The 21,447-nt window shown below is 41.9% G+C and carries 19 protein-coding genes and 1 pseudogene; 14 read left to right on the top strand and 6 right to left on the bottom strand.

Annotated features, from left to right (window positions below):
• Nucleotides 1-90: 90 nt before the first annotated feature.
• From AMBT_RS16515 to AMBT_RS16525, 3 genes are read left to right on the top strand one after another with little or no spacing between them, the layout of a single operon-like run.
• On the top strand, nucleotides 91-1,368 hold the full coding sequence (locus AMBT_RS16515) for a tyrosine-type recombinase/integrase (RefSeq protein ID WP_013785784.1): 1,278 nt from the start codon (nucleotides 91-93) through the stop codon (nucleotides 1,366-1,368).
• A 14-nt stretch (nucleotides 1,369-1,382) separates the two neighbouring features.
• A complete protein-coding gene (locus AMBT_RS16520) occupies nucleotides 1,383-2,114 on the top strand; it encodes a hypothetical protein (RefSeq protein ID WP_013785785.1) in 732 nt (243 codons plus the stop codon).
• Between the two features lie 51 nt (nucleotides 2,115-2,165).
• Nucleotides 2,166-3,815 (top strand): ATP-dependent nuclease, encoded by a 1,650-nt coding sequence (locus AMBT_RS16525; protein ID WP_013785786.1) that lies wholly within the window; start codon nucleotides 2,166-2,168, stop codon nucleotides 3,813-3,815.
• A gap of 397 nt (nucleotides 3,816-4,212) precedes the next feature.
• Here AMBT_RS16525 and AMBT_RS16530 read toward each other — a convergent pair whose 3' ends face one another.
• The gene (locus tag AMBT_RS16530; RefSeq protein ID WP_013785787.1) at nucleotides 4,213-4,791 is read right to left on the bottom strand and encodes a hypothetical protein; all 579 of its coding nucleotides are present in this window, start codon (nucleotides 4,789-4,791) and stop codon (nucleotides 4,213-4,215) included.
• 466 nt (nucleotides 4,792-5,257) lie between these two features.
• On the opposite strand from AMBT_RS16530, the gene AMBT_RS16535 reads away from it, so the two are divergent.
• Nucleotides 5,258-6,343: a HEPN domain-containing protein gene (locus AMBT_RS16535; protein WP_013785788.1), complete on the top strand. Its 1,086-nt coding sequence runs from the start codon at nucleotides 5,258-5,260 to the stop codon at nucleotides 6,341-6,343.
• A 221-nt stretch (nucleotides 6,344-6,564) separates the two neighbouring features.
• A pseudogene (locus tag AMBT_RS23200) lies at nucleotides 6,565-8,065 on the top strand (transposase).
• 299 nt (nucleotides 8,066-8,364) lie between these two features.
• Here AMBT_RS23200 and AMBT_RS16545 read toward each other — a convergent pair.
• The 3 genes from AMBT_RS16545 to AMBT_RS16555 form a co-directional block, all read right to left on the bottom strand.
• Complete coding sequence (locus AMBT_RS16545; protein WP_013785790.1) at nucleotides 8,365-9,741, bottom strand: MBL fold metallo-hydrolase; 1,377 nt, start codon at nucleotides 9,739-9,741, stop codon at nucleotides 8,365-8,367.
• Between the two features lie 521 nt (nucleotides 9,742-10,262).
• Nucleotides 10,263-10,841 (bottom strand): hypothetical protein, encoded by a 579-nt coding sequence (locus tag AMBT_RS21990; RefSeq protein ID WP_013785791.1) that lies wholly within the window; start codon nucleotides 10,839-10,841, stop codon nucleotides 10,263-10,265.
• The gene (locus AMBT_RS16555) at nucleotides 10,838-11,566 is read right to left on the bottom strand and encodes an SOS response-associated peptidase family protein (RefSeq protein WP_232363151.1); all 729 of its coding nucleotides are present in this window, start codon (nucleotides 11,564-11,566) and stop codon (nucleotides 10,838-10,840) included. Before AMBT_RS16555 ends, AMBT_RS21990 begins: the two co-directional genes overlap by 4 nt.
• Before the next feature lie 83 nt (nucleotides 11,567-11,649).
• Here AMBT_RS16555 and AMBT_RS16560 point away from each other — a divergent pair, with 83 nt between their 5' ends.
• The 3 genes from AMBT_RS16560 to AMBT_RS16570 all read left to right on the top strand — a co-directional run bounded on the left by AMBT_RS16560 (nucleotide 11,650) and on the right by AMBT_RS16570 (nucleotide 13,633).
• Entirely contained in the window at nucleotides 11,650-12,051 is a 402-nt protein-coding gene (locus tag AMBT_RS16560) for a LexA family protein (protein ID WP_013785793.1), read from the top strand.
• Nucleotides 12,051-13,307 (top strand): Y-family DNA polymerase, encoded by a 1,257-nt coding sequence (locus tag AMBT_RS16565; protein ID WP_013785794.1) that lies wholly within the window; start codon nucleotides 12,051-12,053, stop codon nucleotides 13,305-13,307. Before AMBT_RS16560 ends, AMBT_RS16565 begins: the two co-directional genes overlap by 1 nt.
• A gap of 134 nt (nucleotides 13,308-13,441) precedes the next feature.
• Nucleotides 13,442-13,633 (top strand): hypothetical protein, encoded by a 192-nt coding sequence (locus AMBT_RS16570; RefSeq protein WP_013785795.1) that lies wholly within the window; start codon nucleotides 13,442-13,444, stop codon nucleotides 13,631-13,633.
• Nucleotides 13,634-13,786: 153 nt separating this feature from the next.
• Here the strand turns inward: AMBT_RS16570 and AMBT_RS16575 are convergent, their stop codons facing one another.
• Nucleotides 13,787-14,827, bottom strand: a complete 1,041-nt coding sequence (locus AMBT_RS16575) for a hypothetical protein (RefSeq protein ID WP_148259119.1) — start codon at nucleotides 14,825-14,827, stop codon at nucleotides 13,787-13,789.
• A gap of 556 nt (nucleotides 14,828-15,383) precedes the next feature.
• Between AMBT_RS16575 and AMBT_RS16580 the strand changes: the two genes are divergently transcribed.
• The 4 genes from AMBT_RS16580 (at nucleotide 15,384) to AMBT_RS16595 (ending at nucleotide 19,782) form a co-directional block, all read left to right on the top strand.
• On the top strand, nucleotides 15,384-16,046 hold the full coding sequence (locus AMBT_RS16580) for a hypothetical protein (RefSeq protein ID WP_013785797.1): 663 nt from the start codon (nucleotides 15,384-15,386) through the stop codon (nucleotides 16,044-16,046).
• A gap of 321 nt (nucleotides 16,047-16,367) precedes the next feature.
• On the top strand, nucleotides 16,368-17,285 hold the full coding sequence (locus AMBT_RS16585; protein ID WP_013785798.1) for a tyrosine-type recombinase/integrase: 918 nt from the start codon (nucleotides 16,368-16,370) through the stop codon (nucleotides 17,283-17,285).
• Nucleotides 17,278-19,305 (top strand): AAA family ATPase, encoded by a 2,028-nt coding sequence (locus AMBT_RS16590; RefSeq protein ID WP_013785799.1) that lies wholly within the window; start codon nucleotides 17,278-17,280, stop codon nucleotides 19,303-19,305. Before AMBT_RS16585 ends, AMBT_RS16590 begins: the two co-directional genes overlap by 8 nt.
• 15 nt (nucleotides 19,306-19,320) lie before the next feature.
• Entirely contained in the window at nucleotides 19,321-19,782 is a 462-nt protein-coding gene (locus AMBT_RS16595) for a DUF6641 family protein (RefSeq protein WP_013785800.1), read from the top strand.
• A 47-nt stretch (nucleotides 19,783-19,829) separates the two neighbouring features.
• Here AMBT_RS16595 and AMBT_RS16600 read toward each other — a convergent pair whose 3' ends face one another.
• Nucleotides 19,830-20,294, bottom strand: coding sequence for a hypothetical protein (locus AMBT_RS16600; RefSeq protein ID WP_013785801.1), 465 nt, complete (start codon nucleotides 20,292-20,294; stop codon nucleotides 19,830-19,832).
• A gap of 101 nt (nucleotides 20,295-20,395) precedes the next feature.
• On the opposite strand from AMBT_RS16600, the gene AMBT_RS16605 reads away from it, so the two are divergent.
• Both AMBT_RS16605 and AMBT_RS16610 read left to right on the top strand, forming a co-directional pair.
• Nucleotides 20,396-20,809, top strand: coding sequence for a DUF2787 family protein (locus AMBT_RS16605; protein WP_013785802.1), 414 nt, complete (start codon nucleotides 20,396-20,398; stop codon nucleotides 20,807-20,809).
• A 64-nt stretch (nucleotides 20,810-20,873) separates the two neighbouring features.
• On the top strand, nucleotides 20,874-21,188 hold the full coding sequence (locus AMBT_RS16610) for an RNase H1/viroplasmin domain-containing protein (RefSeq protein ID WP_013785803.1): 315 nt from the start codon (nucleotides 20,874-20,876) through the stop codon (nucleotides 21,186-21,188).
• Nucleotides 21,189-21,447 lie beyond the last annotated feature (259 nt).

Here is a 21,447-nt window from a genome sequence, read left to right on the forward strand (position 1 = left end):
CATTTACTTTTTATTTCAGCAACTTAAAACGCAAAACATAGACTTTGCAAATTCTTTGCAAATGCACGCTTATTGTGTTCCAATAAATTCATGGCTAAACAGTTAGAAAGACACAACATAAACGATACGCTATATATTTTTAAGCAAGATAACAGCGAACGCTGGTATGCTCGTTTCGTGTTGTATAACAGGTGGTATTGCAAAACCACTAAGAAGAAAGATAAAGACGAAGCGATAGCAATGGCGCATCGCATATTTCTTGACCACGAGATACGGATTGAGACCAACACACTAGTCCAAAGTAAACGGTTCCGAGATGTCGCCGAAACAGTTATTAAAAAGCTGGAAAACGAGCTGGCTCATGGTGGCGGTAAACCGACCTACAAAGACTATATCCGCGCACTCCAGAATTATCACATCCCCTACTTTGATCGCACTTATGTTACGAGTATAAATCAAGATTCTATTCGCAATTTTGATGCTTGGCGTATAGAGCAACTTAAACGTGTTCCGGCTTCATCGACACTTCTTACGCACAATTCTGCACTTCAGTTAGTGTTTAAAGAAGCAATAGAGCATAAGTGGATGTTTGCTGCTCAAGTGCCGGTGCTGTCATCCAAAGGTGAACACGGAAAGCGAAGAGCTGCTTTTTCACAAGAGGAATATGATGTTGTACTTGATGGTATTATCGAATCAGAGAAAACAGCACACACAGCGAAAACGCGAGAAATCAGGGAACTGCTACACGACTATTGCGAAATAGCGGTAAACACTGGCATCAGGCCAGGAACAGAAATGGAGAATATCACCTGGGGTGATATAGAGTTACGTCGCCAAAAAGAAAAAGTGCAGTTTTTCATCCATGTTCGAAAAGGTAAAACCACCAAGCATACTGGTGCGCGTAAGGTTGTCTGTAAAAAGGATGTTGTCGGCGCTCTGAAGAACCTAAGAGATAGATTTCCTGATAGAAAGCCAAGTGACAAGCTATTCAGGCTTATAGATGGAAGTGAAACGCGCCAGCTAGGTAAAGCTTTTGAAAAGGTACTGCAGGACACCGGTTTGAAAGAATCTCCGATGGGGCCGAGAACACTATATTCACTGAGACATACCTACATCACATGGCAGCTACTGGATGGTCAGTCAATGGAAGTAATTGCAAAACAATGTGGCACTAGCATCAGCATGATTGAACAGCACTACAGTCATGTCAAACCAGAGATGTTTGCTGATGCGCTTTCTGGCGTCGCATTTGATAAAGAAACGCCCAAAGAGAAAAATACTTCAAAATTTGCTCTTCGTGTTAGCGGTATGCTGGAGAAGCGGTTTGAGAAGTGGGAGAAGAACTATCGACTCAATGGCTGTATATAAAAAGAGAGCTGACTATGGAACTTAAAATTTGGGGCTCGTTTATAACCGCTGGTACCAGTGTATTAGTAGCAGTAGCTACTTATCTGTGGAAAATTCAAAGAGAAAAAACAGAAAGTAATCGAACAATACTTTATCTACTTCTAGAGTTACGCTACATTTTTATCAATTCAGTAATCAAAACAGACCAAGCTGTTGAAAGTTATCTTAAACTCTATCTGGAAAGGCTCAGAGAACGAAAAATCTCCATTACTGTCGACTCAGCCTTCGAACAAGAGTTAAGAATAATATTGAGAGAAGCATTTAAATCGCTAATTGCTGATATGAGAGAAGATTTGAAAGAGGATTTTACCACTCAATTCGAAAACGCAATAATAGAGCTATCTAAACACAATCCGATACTTGCTTATAGATTACAGAACAACATAAAAATTGAAAAAATAAGCGGCATAATTGACAATCATTTAGCAAAAACACTAAGCTGGGCAGAGCCTACTGAAGAAAAAAATTTATTATATTTCGAGAGCATTTCAAAAAAGTTAGAAAGTGACTTAACTGACAAATTACTTGAGAGCTTAGAGCAGGACATTCTTACTGTAGCTGGCAGTGATTCTATTTTAACAAAATTTAAATGCAAAAAAATAATCAAAAAAAGAAACTTAAGTAACATGTATAATTTTAGCATAGTTACTCCATTTATTGATGATTCACTGGAGATCATTTTAGACAAGAACATGAAAAACACTTAAGCATTAACAAGCAATGTGCTAGTTCCACACTAAAAAACACAAGGACGTATCATGAAGCTTTCAGCAATTCTAATCTCAAATTTCAAAGGTATTAGTGACGAAATAACAATACTTATCGATAATATTGTCGTCCTAGTAGGACCAAACAATAGCTGCAAGTCGACAATACTTGACGCATACGAGTCTTACGTTTCCTTAGGCACACCACTCAGTATCGACCATTTTCATTGCAGAGATACTAAAAAGCCAATAATCATCACTGGTGTGTTCAAAGATTTAACGCAAGAAGATATCGATACTTTTGGACAAGAGTGGCATTTGCAACATGATCCTGATTTTGGCGAATGCGCAAAGTTTCAAATTAGATGGGAAAGTCCTGACGCAACCGGAGTTAAATACAGTTTTAGTAACAAAATAAATGATTGGAAAAAAGGCGGAGCTGGTGGGTGGAATACATTATTACAAAGTAGATTGCCGACACCGATCAGACTAAACCCCAATGATGGATATGAAGCACTCGAGAAAGTAGTGAAAGATTTAGCCTCTAAAAACGCAGCTAAAAAGGTCAAAGACGATAAAACGAAAGTTGCTGGTATAGTTGCTGAAATTGAAAAGCTCGCTAAAGAGGTAGACAAGGAATTATCCGGTAGTATCGGTCAACTCAGCTCAAAAATAGAAACTGAAATCAATAAACTATTTGCAGGTTCATCAGTAAGCTTTGAGACAGGTGTAGGAAAATTTAAGGTCGAAGATGCAATTAAAGATGGTAGTAAATTCTTTATTAAGACCAGCAACTACCAATCGTCATTAGAGCACCAAGGCACTGGTATCAAAAGAGCGTTCCTATGGTCGGCGGTTAATGCTCTATGTAGCGAAGGTTTGTATAAAAAAGGCACAAAGAAAATTCAAGATGAAAACTCAAAAATATTATTGATTGACGAGCCTGAAATTAACCTTCACCCTTCTATAATCAAGGCTGCTCGAAAAGCTATATATGCACTAGCTGATATGGAAGGTTGGCAAATCATATGTACTACTCACTCGCCTATATTCATTGATTTAACTCAAGACCACACCACACTAATAAAAGTATCAAACAATCAAAAGAATGTGTTCTACTTCCAAACTGATAGAGCATGCTTTAGTGATGACGAAAAAGAAAATTTGAAAATGTTAAACCGTTGCTGTCCTACAGTGAACGAGTTCTTCTTCTATCCTAACTCTATATTAGTAGAAGGTGACACTGAGTATCTCGCATATCAGTATATAATTGAAAAAAGTGGTCTTGAAGGTCAATACTGCGTGATTAATTGTAGAGGTAAGGCTAACATCCCTACTTTCATTAAAATATTTGACCAGTTTAGTGCGAATGCGATTGCTGTACACGATCTTGACACAAAACTAAATAAAAATGGCAATGCAAACGCTATGTGGTCAATTAACCTCAAAATTCGAACGTTGGCAGATGAAGCCAATGGTCGCGTGCAGACAGTTGTTCACAATCCTGACTTCGAAGGTTTCTATCTCGGTGAAGCTCCGGAAAAGGATAAACCGTATAATTTGTTTACCCACCTTACCTCTCCTACCTTTGAGACCGATACAAAATATTTAGCTTTGCGAAACTCCTTAAATGACATTTTAGATGGCTCTCATAAAGGCTTGTATGCAACCCACGCAGAGCTCGATACTATGGCTAAGTAGTGAAAGTCGTTCGCTAACAGTTTAAAATAGAAATAGGTCATGTTAACAGTAATTAACGTGACCTATTTTAACTTTCCAACCAGAAGAATCTTCAACGGATAATTTTTCATATTTTTCCTCCACCATACAGAAAACTGTACTGACTCTTACACGACCTAGCTCTAGCGGCATTTCGAACCTCATAAAAGATGGACCGGCTGCTTTGTGCGAGTGGCTGCCGTTCGAGTTCTTTGGTCGTCCGGCAGCTCCGTACGTAAATCAGCCATTCAGATATGTCATACCAAATAACAAGAATGAGTGAATAACGAGCATTTTTCTTTAGCATACATTACGCTCAAGAATACTGTGCCTGACGCAATTTCACTTTATTAGGATTCGTACAAGATCACTTACGATTTCAGTTAGCTAGTGATGGATGCATCTTGGCGTCTCGAACCGCAGGATATAAATGCTCCCAATGATTCTCAATATAGCGAGATAGTTCACTCCGCTGTTTTACCTTATACAACCAATAATGATATCCAAGACTTTCCCATGTCTCGCGTTGAAGTTTATCCATATCGGTGGAGCCAACATTTACTAAACGCAATAACACTGCACAAAATCGATCAACTGTATCAAGTTTCGCATACTGTTCTGCCTCAATTTCACCGTCAAGTCTTGCTCTTAACACTGGTAGCAGTTCTTTTTTATACGAACCGTCACAAGCAATCCAACAGCGGACTTTGGACATATCGTTATTTTTCCAAAAATCCTTATGCTCCTCACGATAGGTAACTAGCCACGGCTCTTGGAATCCACGATGATTAAGTTTATAAACCATAAAGCCTACACAAGCCGAGGTAGCTAATGCAGCTGCACTGCATGAAGTCGCTATTGCTGATTGCTCTATGCCCACTCTACTCGCTGCTAATGTAAGTATAAGAACTCCTAAAACTGCAAGAAGCGGGAAGACCAACCATTTATATTCTTTCATGGGATTTCCTTATTAAGCAAATAACAATGCTACTCATACTTACTATTTCATAGGTAACTCAAACCAATATGCAGTTCATTTTTTAAACAATAAACTACAGTTTCAATTTATTCAACTGCCTCCTGATTTGCAAGGGATTGCGGTTGGGATTAATTCTAGCGCTGTTAGTAATACTCTGGGATCATATGTGATCAGACAACCTTGGAGCTGATGTCCACTATTGACCAATGGCAGAAATCTAGGATCTTAATCCTGACCGTCAGCTCCTTGTCTCAAGTTGCCTCTGACGCTGTGGGGCTGAAACGTGCCAAAAAGCTGTCGCTGATACTTCATTAGACAAACGGCAGCTTCGTACGTATTGCGGACATTGAAAACTTATCATGAAAACACAAAGCATGTTTTTTCTGTGGAAACGGGTGTTAATATGAAGTCTCATTAATAAGCTGTTATAGCAAAAGGGAAAACTATGGCATTACCTAAGCCAATAACAGACATCACAAAACTGCTTATATCAACACCAGCTCATTTTGTGGGCCAATATGAAAATGATGTGTTTCGAATCATCAATGCAAACGAGAATGCACGAGTAAACGCATACACACCAAAAGCTGATGAAAGAATTTATCGGGAATACATAGAAATTACCGTCGCAACACCTGAGTACAAAAATGACATCATTTTTTTACCTGACTATAGCCAAATGGGTGAAAATTTTTGTATCGCGCTTTCTGTATTATTTGGAAAACGATTCGATTCTCATGGGTTAATACAACAGCACGGGAGGCCTTACATTCCATCAGTTGAATCTAATCACAAAATATATAACAAGAACCTGTCCTTCAATAGTGTTAATAAAAGAGCCGATTACCAGATAGAACTAAACTTAGAAAACATCAAATATATTGAAGATGTTCTGTTTGAGCATGATGGCGACAAGGCTGATGCACAATCAACATTTTGGTATGCAGGTAGGTTTTATATACAGGCAGTTCGAATAGCAGAAGAAAGCCCAGAGATAGCTTTTCTTAGTCTCATAACTGCTGGTGAAATATTGGCTTCTCATTTCAAGTATCCAATAGAAGAGCTACTTGACGATAGTACAAGGCAGTTATTAGAAGATCTTAAGAGCCTTGGTACAGATGGAGAAAAATTATACAGAAAAGTTAGTTCTAAATTAATGGGAATTTCAGAGGCGTTCTGTAAGTTTATTATTGATTGCCTAGACCGTGATTTTTTCACTAGAACCGAAGCAAAACATGAATACAAAAAGCTTTCAGAGTCGGATATTAAGCAGAGATTAAAAGCCGCTTATAATTTGCGCAGCAAGTATGTTCATGCAGGGAAATTACCCTCGTCTTGGATGGCAGTGAATTATTTGCATGATAATGATGAAGTCATACGCGGTAACCCTGTAATCGAAGATAAAGACATGCAGAAGTCAATCAAACTGTCACCTACATTCATCGGGATGGAGCGGATAATAAGGTATTCTTTGATAAAGTTTCTCATACAAACTAATATTATCGTGGATGACTTGGAAAGCTTGCAATAACTCAAGTGAAGGTAGGCAGCAAACCTGCGGCCCTGCTTAAAGCGTAAACGTCTCCTTGTCTAGAACTACCATTCGGGGGCTTAGGGCATCCGGCAGCTTTGTACGTAAAGCGGACCTTGGAGCAATGAACTTTCCATCTCAAAGACCAGTAGACTAACAACAAAACTATCTGCAATCTGGGCTACCAATCCCTGGCAAGGACGCCATTGTTAGCCATTAACATGCATACCTATAAACGACATCGGCCAGAGCAAACATTGCTATACCAATTGGTTGAGCAATATTATCCAGATTTTCTGGAGTACCTTTCCCATCAAGGAAAGACATTACCACTTCATGTAGATAAAGAGTTTGCAGAATTTCTAAAGTGTGGTCGGTTTGAGCATGGATTTCTCAGAGTCGTGTGTGACGACTGCAAACATGAGAAGCTGGTCGCGTTCAGTTGCAAACGTAGGGGCTTCTGCCCTATTTGCGGGGCAAGACGGATGGCAGAGAGTGCGAAGTTACTGGTTGACGACGTTCTTAACGGCTATCCCATACGTCAGTGGGTGTTGAGTCTACCTATCCCATTGAGGCTGCTACTTGCCAGATATCCCAAAGAGCTCAGCAAAGTCATGCAAATCATCCATCGCACGATTTCAACTGACATCATCCATCGAACAGGTTACTTGAAAAAGCAAGCCAAGACGGGTGCAGTAACGTACATTCAGCGTTTTGGAAGTGCGCTAAACTTGATTATACACTTCCATATGCTCTTCCTCGAGGGCGTTATTACAGAAGAGCGAGGGCAAACCAAATTCAAGCTCGTCAAAGCGCCGAGCCATAGCGATATGGAACAGATAGTTGACAACATCAGCCACCGCATTGCGGCCTATTTAGAGAAGGCCGGGCTCATTCAGCGTGATATGGACAATGCTTTTCTCGATTTTCCCATGGATGATGAAAATAGCTTATTGCCCTTGCAAGCGGCCTCGGTTAGTTATCGTATTGCTTGGGGCCAGATATGGGCAAAAAAGTATTTACCTTACAAACCTTGCCCGCCAAAGACAAACAACACTACGGACAATTAGCCCAGATAGGCGGTTTCAGTTTACATGCTGGCGTATTCGCAGACGGTCACCAAACCGATAAATTGGAACGCCTGTGCAGATACATCTCAAGACCAGCCATAAGTGAACAACGATTGAATCTTACAGATTCAGGTAAGGTGAGGTATAAACTAAAGACCCCTTACAATGACGGAACGACCCTCGTGTTCTTCTCTCCACGGGATTTTCTCGGCAAACTCGTTGCTTTGATACCACCACCTCGACTTAACCTCACGAGGTTTTATGGGGTATTTGCTCCCAATGCTATAGTTCGTGCCGAGGTGACTGCTTCACAACGTGGTAAGAATAGTCCTCGTTTAGCAGAACACCTGAAAGATTCAGAAAAGCCGTATCATTCCCGCAATATGTCTTGGTAATCCGGTCACCGGCGCAAAGACTGAAACGCGTATTCAACATCGACATTACCCAATGCGAGGTTTGCGAAAAATTTAACGTAAAGGTCATTGCTTGCATAACTGACGCGATCATTATCAATAAAATCTTGTCATATTTGGACAAGCACAATTTACCGGAAGCGAGCAATAATCCCCGTACGCCGCCACTTCGTGCGCCACCGGGCATTGACGCATTCTGCGACTATACCATTCAACGTGACTTCGACTTTGGTGCATGAACCACAAAAACCTACCATTACTTAAACACGCAAATTGTTGGGGTGAGGGCTTTCACATATCTTATTGCAGATTTCAGTACCAAAGACCAGTTAACTTGCCTGTCTTGATGACAACTACTCCACTGATTTCTGAAAAGTACCCGTTTGACACACGTTCAACTAGCCTTAAATACATCTGACACGGTGGGTAGTACATAGCGTTAATATTTCTTATACACACAAGCTGTCCTGACCATTCAGGCTAACACATCCGGCTTCCTTGCCGTGAGGATGCGCTCTGCGATGCAGATGTAAATCTGTTAGGCGCCTTGTTGGTAGCTCTGCCAGGCTTGCATTGAACCAATAAAAACATCCACGTTTTCAAAACCCTGTGCCAGCAGATAACTGGCTGCTACGGTGGCGCGCTTACCGCTGCCACAGGCCAGTGTATAATGGCGGGATTTATCCAGTTGGTGGCACATTTCCGGCAGATAGCCTAAGTAGATATGCTTTGCCTGGTCAAATTCGTTGTTTTCAACCTCTTCCTGTTTGCGAACATCCAGCAGTTGCCAGTTAGCACGTGGTGCTCTAATGCGCTCATCAACCTTATCTGCAGTAACGGCGTTCACATGCTGACGATGGTAAGCCTCAATGGTATCTGGCTTTGGTACCATGGTCAGATAACCACTAATCTGCTGGTAGCCCATCCGCCACAGCTGTTCGGAGCTTTCGGTTGCCTGTTGATGGGAATCTGCCACCAGTGCGATAGGTGTGGAGTAGTCCAGAAACCAACCACCATAAGCGCTGAGTAAGCCGCCCGGCAAATTAAGACTGCCGGGATAGTGACAGTCTCGAAACTGGGCATGACTTCTTACATCAATGAGCACGCCGGGACGTTCTGCGCTTTTCTGCCAGGCTGACTGAGCATCCTGTGCCAGCTTCTGGCACGCCACTGGCGGTAAAGGCGTATCCATCCCGGTAACGTTAGACTGCTCCATTTTGCTAAAGTAGGGAGCAATATAATGATTCTCTTTTAACTTACGCTCTATAAAGGCTTTTTTAGAGGTACATTGATAGCCCGGGTTTTGCCGTTTCTCAATGCCTATGGTGGTAAACTCACGTTCTGCCATGCCTGAGCCACACACCGACCCTGCGCCATGAGCCGGGTACACAATAATGTCATCACCCAGGTTGGCCAGCGTTTGTAGGCTGTCATAAAGCTGGCCAGCCATTTTTTCCATTTCCTCGGGGTAGAAGTCTGTGCGACCGACTTCACTGACAAATAAGGTATCGCCGGTAAATACGCCGATAGGCTGACCGTCCTGTTCGTTGTCGATAGCCAACACACAAATACTGTCTTTAGTATGGCCGGGCGTTGCAATAACTTCGAGTGTCCATTTGCCAATCTCAAATTTATCGCCATTACCGGCCTTGCGGGCATATTCGATAGGCTCGTCAGCGTATTTACCATGGTAAATATCAGCACCGGTCTGGTTGGCCAGCGCTACCGCGCCAGAGATAAAGTCTTCATTGCGGTGGGTTTCGATGATGGTGGTGATCCGGCATTCATGCTTTCCGGCAAGGGTGAGATAATGCTGCGTATCTAACTGAGGATCAATCACACAGGCTTCACCATCGCTGCCAATCAGGTAGGAAAGGTGCGCAATGCCCGGTGTTTTAACAGATTCTACAAACATAGGTTAGCTCCACTTTGGGGTTGTGCCGCGCACAACGTGAATGTATTCACTTCACCCTAAGCTTTCAAATGTCATGCCGAATAAAAAGTTCATATAAAACAAGTAATTACATTTTCTACCCACAAGGCTTCCCAGTAAATGAAGAAATATTCACTTAATCCTATATAAAATTTACATGCTATTGCGGGATAAGCGTGCCCGTTGCAGACGCTGTTTGAGGTATTGCAGTCTGGGAAGCAAAATCAGCAAGGCTATTGCCCAGTAAATTAACGGTTCCTGCAGGCCGGTTTTGCGAGACCAGCTAAAGTGTAACAGGGCCAGTAAAACAACCAGGTAAATGGTGTTATGCAGGGATTGCCAGCGATTGGCGCAAAGCAGAAGTAGCTGGTCAATAATCTGTTGCGTCCGCAACTTGTCTCTAGCGGACCATCCAAGACAGACTACCTGATGACGACACTCGCTCCACTGAGTCAATAATTTTAAACTTAAGATGTCGAATAGATTAAGAATAAAGACAATGCTTATCGGGATTGAAAAACTTCGGGGAAATTTTTTGATAAATGTTTTTCAGCTATCATCATCAATAAATTGCGGTCAGCGTTTCCCATTCCAAACCGATGTAGAGAGATTTCGATCGCATTTTTACTACCTACGTCACCTATCGCAATCAACTGTTGTCTTTTACCTAATTGGAACTTAGTAACTTCCTTCCATGATTTGTATGCAAAGCCTGAAATTTGACCTCCAAACCTGATTCCATCACTATCAGCGTAAAAGATTCGTTGCTCTTTAATACCAATGAAGATCGAGTACACCAAAGCAAAAACAGGCATCATACCAATAAAAGCGATAATTTTTGAGGATGCTTTCGAACCAAGAGAAAAAAGCTCAGGTAAATAGCCATAACCAACGAACGTAGCCGTCCACAAAACTATGTTAAGTAGCACTATTTTTAATAGCTTCACTCGCCCGCTTTGGTTAATCTCGCGCAGCTCAAGTGTCAGCTCTTTCTCATTAGTCTTTATGTGTAGATGGTCTTGAATTTTTGCTAGTGGATTAACCCTATCAGATAAGTCGCTACATGTCCGTTTATCGCTCATTGCTGCCTATTAGCTGAAAGCCTCTCCGACTCGCTTAACGCCACGCCTCCCTTAAAGGTTTTCACTTTTGTCACTGTGAAGCCAGTGTGAATCTTCGGATTATTGAGTTCTGCCTTTACAGCAGCGTCATCTGCACCGGATAACCATGCTGAAATAAATTGTTTGTCGTGAGGAAGAAAACAGGGGATAGATTGCTCATGGTATTTTTTAAATGCTGGATGAGGCGGACGGGTAATGACAGCAGTCGAATAAAGGCCGTTGCTGAACTCTCTGTATACGGCTCCGATTAACACTGCTGAATCCGCCTCCATTAAATAGTGCTCTTTTTTCTTTTGAACTTGTTTCGATTCACCCAGTGCTGTCGCAATCACCAATGCCCGACAATGTTTCACCGCGCTTTTCCAGTAAGGACTATCCAGGTCTCTCGCATTGAAAGTGGTTCTTCTTCCCACGTTGAGACTGTCACCGCTTTCCTGGCAGTCATACCACCAGGTAGCATTAACTGTTTTGTTCGGGCTGATGATGACATTCTTAATCTGTCGGTCAGGATTTTTTCCAAAGGCAGGATAAAAATTCAGTATTCCCTCTTTTTCCTGCTGAAACGAAGGAACAACATCACCTAGTCCAATTTGTTCTAACAGCGCAATAACAGCTGGCGAATCGGTAACTCGTTGAATAAAACCACACATTTTTTCCTCCAGCGTTTTTGCAACTCTTAACTGCATTATTGACGAATAAATCTCGCTGTACAACCGACAAAAGCTTGCATAACATACTGTACATATAGACAGTATTTGCAGGTATTTTTATGAAGTTTATACCGCTAAAAGCACAAGCCGGAATAGTGGGCTTTGAATCGCCAGCCGTTGAATATGTTGAGCTGGAATTAAGTTTGGATGAGCTGTTAATCGATCATAAAAGTGCGACATTTATCGGTTTCGCCCAGGGTGAGTCAATGATGGGTGACGGCATTTTTGACGGTGATTTATTAATAGTGTCACGTGCTGAAGAAGTGTCCCATATGACAGTTATTGTCGCCTCTTTAAACGGAGAGTTTATCTGTAAACGTTTAGATAAGCATCAAAGGCAATTATTGTCATCTGCTGAAAATGCGACACCTCATGTATTAGGAGAAGATGACGATTTTCGCGTAGAAGGTGTGGTAATTCGCTCCATTCGTCTGCATAAGAAAATTACGAGATTACTGTAATGTTTGCGCTTGTCGATGCTGTCAGTATGTATGCCTCATGCGAAAAGGTATTTTATCCTGAAATCCGCCGTAAACCTGTCATCGTACTATCTAACAATGATGGCTGCGTAGTCGCTGTATGCCCTACAGCCAAAAGAATGGGGTTTAAAAAGTTTGTCCCTTTCTTCCAGATAGCAGACAGTGCACGAAAAGCTGGAGTGGTAGTAAGGAGCAGCAACTATAGTCTGTACGCCGACCTTAGCCAGCGCCTGATGGATACGTGCTCGCGATTTGCTCCCAATATGCACGTCTACTCCATCGACGAGTGTTTTCTGCATTATGATTTTGATGCAGATGACGCGTACTGGTGGGAGCTGGGAGAAAAAATCAGGCGCACTGTATGGAAAGAAGTATGCCTGCCGGTAGGCGTCGGTTTTGGTACAACACCGACGCTGGCAAAAGCGGCAAACCACGCAGCAAAAAAGTTGTCCGGCTTCGAAGGTGTGGCTGTGTTAAATTGCCTCCAGTCACGACAAAATGTACTACCGAAAATGGAGGTGACGGATGTCTGGGGTATCGGAAAGCGTCTGGGGAACCGACTCAACCTCATGAACATTAACACGGCAATGCAGCTTTCAAAGCAGCCGCCTCAGCAGATGCGAAAGCATTTTAGTATTACGGTGGAAAATACGGTAAGAGAACTGAATGGCGAAGTCAGACTGACGTGGGATGAGTCGCGTGCGGACAAGAAGGAAATTTATAGCACACGCAGTTTCGGCCAGCGGATTACTGATAAAAACCAGCTAAAATTTGCGCTGGCGAAACATGCTGAAATTGCGGCGGTAAAGTTAAGGAAACAACGCTGTGTAGCAGGCGCAATGACAATTTTTGCGTCGTCCTCGCCACATGATGCCGCGCCATACTATCGCAAGTCTCTTCTGCACAGTTTCGCTGTACCTACGTCAGACACACGCAATATCATTGCTGCCACCTCTGCTGTACTGGAAAAGATATATTGCGCTGGCGTCAGATACTATAAATGCGGAGTGGGATTGGTGGATATTAAAAGCGCTGTTTTCAATCAGGGGGATTTATTTACTCCCTCTACAGACAGCCCAGCACTCATGGCCTGTCTCGATAAAATCAATTCACGTTACGGACGCTCGACCCTCCATTTTGCAGCGCAAGGAATAGAGCAGAAATTTGCCATGCGAAGAGAATTTCTATCGAAATCGTCTACGACGAACTGGCGGGATATCCCACGGATTAAGTGTTAATCCTTTATCATGACGCGGCCACACCGAGGAAGTAAGCAATACCATCAACTGTGAAAGCTGTCCCCATAGACAGCTTTCAGAAGAAGCTAACTTCAATATCATAGGCTTTACCACTTAGAAAAAACTGAACCCATATGAACTTCAAAAACTTTCTAAAATTACGTGCTGCCGGTAACCGTTTACCAGATGATGCTTATCTCGCTTATAACAACATTGAGATCTACGGTTTTTCAGTAAAGCCAATACCAGGAATTGAATTAGATGACAGTAGCTTCGTGAAAGCGACCGACATTAATAGACGAGCAATTACCCTACGTTTTGACTAATATAGTTCTACCTCTTTGCGATTGATTGTGAAGCAACTAAGCAGTTTCGCTCGGTGTATAGGGACATAACTATTAGTCGTCGGCACAGCAGGCATTTCCTGATAGTTAGCGGCCTCTACGTTTGTAAAAATTACAGAGGGCGTTTATGGACGGCTACAGTTCAAGAATGGTCATAAAACCATTTACTAATCTATTATATTCAGCGACAAGTTTTTCTTTTGGCAATGTTATCGGCTCTATGTTAGGCAACCCCTGTGAGTTAAAATCTTTAGTTGTTGCCAAAATTAAACGCTCCTTGAGAGAAAGCTGTCGGAACGTCTCTGGTGTGATGATATTTATATCAGGTAAACCGAACGGAACATCCCTCATTTTATTTACAGAATAGCTAATAGCCGTTGTAGATTTTTCATAATGATACCTAGACTCAATCCTCGTTGCAGGAACAATCGATGATAGGCATGATTTCGCTTCATCTATAGAATAGCGGTTCTTCTTATATAGCTTATGTAAATAGTTCGAAACTGGACAATAGATTACGTTCAAAATTTTGAAACCATTGCCTTTCATTTCATCGTACAACCCTTGTGCAAGCGACATTTTCTGACCGCCATATTCCCAGCTAAAAAAAGTGCTTTTTCCTTGCGGTACAATAGTTACTAAAGAAGAAAAAATATTGTGAAGTTGGATTCCAATATCCATCCTAGTGATAATAGAGTTTTTAATAGCTTTTTCTCTTTCATCACCAAATACCCTAAATAAGGATTTAAAGAACTTTTTAATCATCTTGTTACTAAAATAGGACGGAGTGAATTCTATTCTAATATTCCTGTATTTACTTGATATATTTTTAGCGCCAACTGAAATATGGATTTTATCTTTATTCTCAGCTTTAGCAATAAAAGAGTTTTTGTAATATTTATGTACAGTCCCCTTTTTGTTACCCTTTAAAATACTTATATTCCAAATTTTATCCAATCTGAAATTTTCTCCAAACATGAAGGTGATTTCTTTAGCCTTGCTCTTGCTGATGTCAAAGCCTAAAACAATTTTATCAAAATCTAATTTCAACCAAACCCCGTCAATATAGCGAAATATTAGATCAGCTTGTCGACAGATAAATCCCTCATCAGCTAAAATATCTTCCAGCGCTTTTTTCTTAGTGGTTATATCTACTGCCGCATAAAAATTGGTCATTAGCTCCTTATCCGATTTAAGAATCCTGAGCTGACTGCTGACCTCTTCCTCTAGCTTACACTGTTTACGACTGGCTGTTATCTTTGTTGACGACGGGGTGTTACTTCTATTGTTGTTAGTCATATAAGTTATATAGTTAATAATGTTAATGAATACTGATAGACGTGCGTGTATGCGCGTATAAAGTAAATTAGTATTCTGATGGGATTTAGCATAAAAATAAAAATACCAAAAAAAAGGTATCTTTATGCGTTTCTTAGCCTTAAATATGCTCAATTAGCAGTTTTTACCAATATTTCCCAAAGATACCTACTTTGTTATATTTTATCTCGCCTCTCGTGTAAGTGGTCACTTACATTCTCAGGTATTTTTCGTGCGCCTCACATAAAATGCTAATTTACACTAGTAACCCGACGTGTGATTCTCACGAAAAGTTGACCGTGAGGTTAACGGAAATTGGGGCGTGAGGTTGGCAAAAAATTTCGCTCGGCAGTGGTAAACGGTTTTGATTCTCGGTAGTCTGTTCACCAAAGTACGTGACAAGGCTGATAACCTGATGGGACGACATAACCTTTCTAAGGATGAGTGGCTCGCATATGGTAAAGATCTTATCGAGTGTTCAAGTATCACCATTGATGACAAAGATCATAAGCTTGCGGTTGAAAATATTGCTGAACAATTATCTTATTTAGATTCGGATAAAGACGAGGCTAAATTTGATATCGATGCGGTTAAACATTGGATTGATTCCCTTAATAAGAAATCGTGGGAAAGATTTAAATCAAGAATTAGGAGTAAAAGATATTCGCAGGATAGGACAAGAATAACGATCCAAGAAAAGGCTCAAGAGTATCTTAGTATAAAAGCGGATGAATTTGACGAGATAAACACAAGTGTCTTAGTTAACTTATTAGGTGAAAAGTATCAAATAGTTGATGCCTCTTTATTGAAAAGCTTATTTTCTCTTAAAGATAAACTGCTACCTCGTGATAAAAATATCAGCCTGCGTGAATTCATTTCTTATATGGAAAGTGCAGCTGATAATAAACACGTAATAAGCCTTCCTCGTCTAGCGCTTCACGTAAGAGGTGCAGACATTGATCCAGAAAAAGAATATGTTTTTGCTGTGATTAATCCGATTGAAGATGGTAGTATTAAAAGAGTAAAAGAAGAATTGCGCCCTATTTCTGACGGAAAAGTTTCTTTTCTTGTAGAATAATGACGTTTTACACATAGCTCTCGCAAATACTAAAATTTTATGTTGATATACAAAGTTCTCCGTTATTTTTTGGCAATTGAGCTGGCCGAATTATTACTTAAATTCATTATTACGGTCTCTGTGATAATTAAAATGAAAGACGCTTGGTATTAGTAGCATCAGGCAAAACACTTATAAGCAAAAATTTATTAAATCTTTTCCCTTCACTATTTCGGTACAAAACAGCCGTATTCCTGCCACAGATTCTCTGCTAGCTTATTAATAGCTTGTTCAAGCAAATACCCCACTTTTAGTTCATTTCATTCATATCCGGAGCAATTAATGGATACAGCATGTCCTTACACGCTGTACTTGGGCCGTCTTGCGCCCAGTAGTCAGCGTTCCATTGCGTCTCAGCTTAACAGTATTGCCGACCAACTTGATTGGCCGAGGCAAGGCCGAGAAGCCATGTTTTGTAAAATTGATTACCAACAGGCTAGTCGCATCAAGGCCATGTTACTAAGCAATGGCTGGTCAGCAAGATCGATTAATAGAGCAATGACGGCCATACGCAATATTGTGAAAGTTGCTGTGTTATCAGGTATCACAGATGAAATGCAGGCTTTGCAGCTTCAAACTATTACCAAAGTGAAGCATGGAAACCACAGAGGCACACCATTATCCAGTAAGCAGGTCGAGAAGCTGTTTGTTACGCTCAGTAAAAACCACTCGCTTATCGGTATCCGTGACCACGCTATTTTCGCGTTACTGCTCGGTACAGGTCTTCGGAGAAGCGAATTGGTAACGCTTATGTATGCAGATTATTCGCCGGATTTTCAGACGCTTTTTATCAGGCAAGGAAAAGGCAATAAAAGCCGAACCGTATATTTACCTCACTGGTCAAACGATTTGCTCATGGATTGGGTTCAAATAAGAGGGTCAATCTGCGGACCATTGTTTTTACGTATTGCGAGAGGCGGACATATTCAACCGGATAGCCCTCTCTCAACCAGCTTCATTTATTCACTTATTCGCAGCACATTGGCTTCACACGGTATTGAAGGTGTTTCTCCCCATGACTTAAGACGCACTTTCATCACGCGCTTGCTGGAGCAGAACGTAGATTTGAATACCGTTCGCCAGATGGCAGGTCATGCCGATATTGCAACGACGATTATCTACGACAAACGTCATGAGAAAGTCATGAAGAAAGCAGCGGTAAATCTTCAGTACGATGACAGGAGTAATGAGCATGGCTAGCGCATTGCGTAACCGTTTCCAACTAAACTACCTCGCCTGCGAATGGGTTAAGCGACTGCTTAAATACGCTGAACGAATTGACGCAGACCTACTGGACGAAAACACGGTACAGGCGCTACGTGGAGAACGGCGCTTAGCGAGCAAGCCACTAAAATGTAACTCGTTAAGCGCTGTAAAAAAGCTGCTTACGATTACTGACAAAAACCCTGTGGTAACTAAAGTTCTTCAATATAATTGTCGCGCTGTTCAACAGGAACTGGTGCTGCCACATAACGCAGCGAGTGTGGTGGAGTATATTGTTCTAACCCAGGCGAACCGACATTTTACTGACTTCTGCGACAACCTGTTAGCGCAGTTGCAGGATGTGTCGACAAAAACATTATTGCAGTATGCAACGAATTTGACGCCAGTGGAATATGAGCAAACGTTGAAGCAGCTTGCTAGAGCAGGGATATTAAGTAAACCCAGTTTATCTATCGTGTTGGGGAACGAATTACCTGACTACCTATTGCAGAAGCTGCTTACAGAGAAGATTGAAACCAAGCAACAGCTTATCGCGCCACTTCTGCACGAGAGCAAGGTTGCACAATTTACTTTGGATGCATTTCCGCAGGTCGACACACAATTGTTAGCTAACTATTTTACTTCTGCTTTAACTAAGCAGCAACGCGGCATCAATTTGTTGTTCTACGGTGATTCAGGCACCGGTAAAACAGAGCTAGCACGCGCATTAGCCAAAAGCGCTGGATATACGCTTTATGAAGTTCGTTCTACGGCACTAGTTGACACCAAAGGTAATGACGATTTTGATTCTAAATATCCTGACAAGGAGCGACTACGTTACCACTCCATGATTAACGGCTTGCTGTCCAATAACTCCAAAGCAGTGCTGTTAGTGGATGAATGTGAAAGCGTTTTTGAACAGGCTTGTTACCAGTACAGCAAAGAACACTTACAACGTTTGCTGGAAGACAATTCTGTGCCGAGCATCTGGATCACGAATCACGTCGACTGCCTAGAACCAAGCTTCATACGCCGATTTAAGTTAGCGACAGAAGTGCCACCACCAAGGCCAAGCGACATAGAGCGAATGTGCAAGCAGTATTTTAGAGGCTTGTCATTATCATCGCAGTTTACGCGCAATATAACGCGAATACACAACGTTTCACCGGCCATTATTGCTAATGCTGCACATGTGGCGAAAACAATGGGTACAGCGCGTACAGAAGCAGAGAACGTTGTTAGTGAAACAGTGAAATCGACATTACAAGCCGCTGGGCTTTGGGATAACACGCTACGTTATCAGGCAGAGTTAAATTTCGATGTGTCGTTGCTTAACTTAAAGCAACCAAATAGTTATCTAGAAGAGGTCAGTTATGCGCTGAAGCATAACAAACCGGCTCGGATACTTCTGTCTGGTCCACCAGGAACCGGTAAAACCGCCTTTGCCCATTATCTGGCTGAGATTAACCAGCGCAACCTGATACGCGTTAAATGTTCTGACGTCTTAAGCAAATGGGTCGGTGAAAGCGAGAAGAATGTGGCGGAGCTGTTCCATCGTGCTCACAACGAGGGAAAAGTCATTCTTCTTGATGAGGTAGACAGTCTTCTTGTCAGCCGAGAATCACTTTCCGCACACTATGAACTGCAACTGGTAAACGAACTTCTTACTCAAATAGAATGCTTCACGCAGCCGCTGTTCGCTGCCACCAACTTTGATAGCCGCTTAGATAAGGCTGTACTGCGCCGTTTTGACTTTAAGCTGGATTGTGGTTACTTGAAGCCGGAACAAGTTATCCGACTATATAAACAGATATCGGGAATTAAGAGGCTAAAGGTACAAGAAGAACAGCAGCTCGCGCATCTAACCCAGTTGACACCTGGTGATTTCGCTATTCTCGCCAGACGTAAACAATTCAGAAATAACAAAAACCACCTAGCTTCCGCCATTTCTCTGCTAGCAGAAGAAAATCAACGTAAACAACCCAACACCCTAATGGGCTTTATCCGCCCTCATTAATCAAAGGTAAATATTATGACTACATCTGTATTGAGTTCGCTCAAGGTTACTGCTCGTCCTAAAATCGAGCCCAAGGCTCCTGTCGTAGGTAAACGCATGAATCTTATTGAGAAGCTGGAGCAGCAGCAAGATATGGCACGTTGCATGATAGAAAAACGGCCATTCGAGGCGTATCGCGAAAAGCTTGTGAAAGATCCGCAAACCGGTGAACGCAAAAAAGAGCGCCGCCAAGTTAATGTACGGCCTTGGTACTACGACAGCGATGGTCACTACTATCTCGAGGTCAAAGTGAACAACAAACCGATAGAGCTACAACTAGGTAAACCCGCTATTGATGTCGGTGAAAAAGACAAGCTACCAGAAGTTCTCGACACCATCATCAAAGCAACGGAAAAAGGAGAATTGGACACTCATCTTTTAGCACCAGTAGTACCCAAAAAACCAGCCGCAAGTAAAACAACCAAAACCAAAGCATAACATCGGAGACTGCGGCACCTATTCATCCATAGCCGCAGTCCTATCCGTCATTCTGAAAACACAACACGCTGCGTTTGTTGCTGAGCACTCAGAAGGGCTTTATCTACTGCTTCTGGATGCATTGCAATATCCACATCATTTACAGCGATATCAGCTAGCACCTGTTGTTGCCAATATAGGATGAGCTCCTCAAGGCTTAGCGGACGGTTACAGTAACTTAGGGCTAACGGTGATCCCATGCCGCCAGCGCTCGACAGATATGCCCACACCGATAAGCCGTTGTCAGCTTCCGATAGACAAAACACATATTCAATCATGAATGTTAACGGCTTTGCCTGTCTTACGTTAAGCAAGAACATGTCACTTAGGGCGTTTTCTCCATCCGCCAATCGCATCAGGAGGCGAAAGTGTTCTGTGTCATCCGGCACTTTTTGAGCAGCTTTTACCAACACGCCTTTGAACTGGCTATCGAGCGTTACAGGGACATTTGAAAAACAAAATTGAAACGACATACGCAAAAACTCCTATGGGTTGTATGTCATTAAATTAGTATCCGCTGGCCTACACAGCATGTCTGCAAGACTCAATTTTACCTAACTGAGAAGACTTAAATATGCGTATTCAATACGAACAATTGGCTTTGCCTGTCTCTGAGCAATTTGCCGCTGCACTCGCCGAACTCTTACTCCAAAATCAGGTAAGCGGTAGTAGCGTCACAATTAATTTTCGTGATCCGAACTATTCGGCGGAAGAAGGTGGGTTTCATCCAGTAGAGATAAGACTAGAGAAACAAAATGGCACGTGGCATTTCTGTTACATCACAGATTTTACCTATGTTGGCATTGGTCCCTACGCCGAACTTGCTAAAGACCTGGACTTTGACTTCCAAGCTGGCGTGTTCCAGAACCTTTTCGGCGTTTTTCCTATTGAGACTGCATGGGACATTTATCAGATATGGGAAGGCAACTTCTTGCACTATTGGCAAGAACTCGGTGTGTTCACAATTAAGACCACAAAAGACAAATAGCTATAAAACCAAAACTGTAAACAGTAAGAGAAAAGTCACTATTATCACTACCGGAGAGAAAGAAATGGCGAGAGACTTAGACAGTATAGTACCACCTAAACGAGTGGCTCATTTTGCAGCGTATGTTGTTTTTAAAGGACGAGAGCCAGGTATCTACAAATCTTGGGAAGAGGCTAAAAAGCAAGTACATGCTTTTTCTAATTGTAAGCATAAAGGTTATTCAACGCACGCTAAGGCAAAGGCTGCCTATAAGAAATGGCTGCGAGAGCAGAGAAACATTGAACCTATTGACCGCTCGGTGCAAAAATCGAAACTCAAAAGTCGTAAACGAATTTCAGTTGAAACTGCCTGCGATTTGCCACCTTGGAACAATGATTGAGCAGCATTGAGTAAAGGTAGCTAAAAGGCGATACAGAAACACCTGTATCGTCAGTATCCGGTATGGCTGTTCGATTCAAGCAACGTCTACAATTTTTACTCACCTACATATGCGAATCAATGGCTTTACGTCGTTCAGAACACTATTATGAAGAAGGGCATTTACGCAACCTGCAACGATTTTATACACCTCTCATATCATGAACAACCCATTGAAATATGAGCTCCCGCCACTAAATTGCAGAGTGATATAAGCAATA

Origin of the sequence: Alteromonas naphthalenivorans, from assembly GCF_000213655.1 — a bacterium.
In the GTDB taxonomy this organism is placed as follows: Bacteria; Pseudomonadota; Gammaproteobacteria; order Enterobacterales; family Alteromonadaceae; genus Alteromonas; species Alteromonas naphthalenivorans.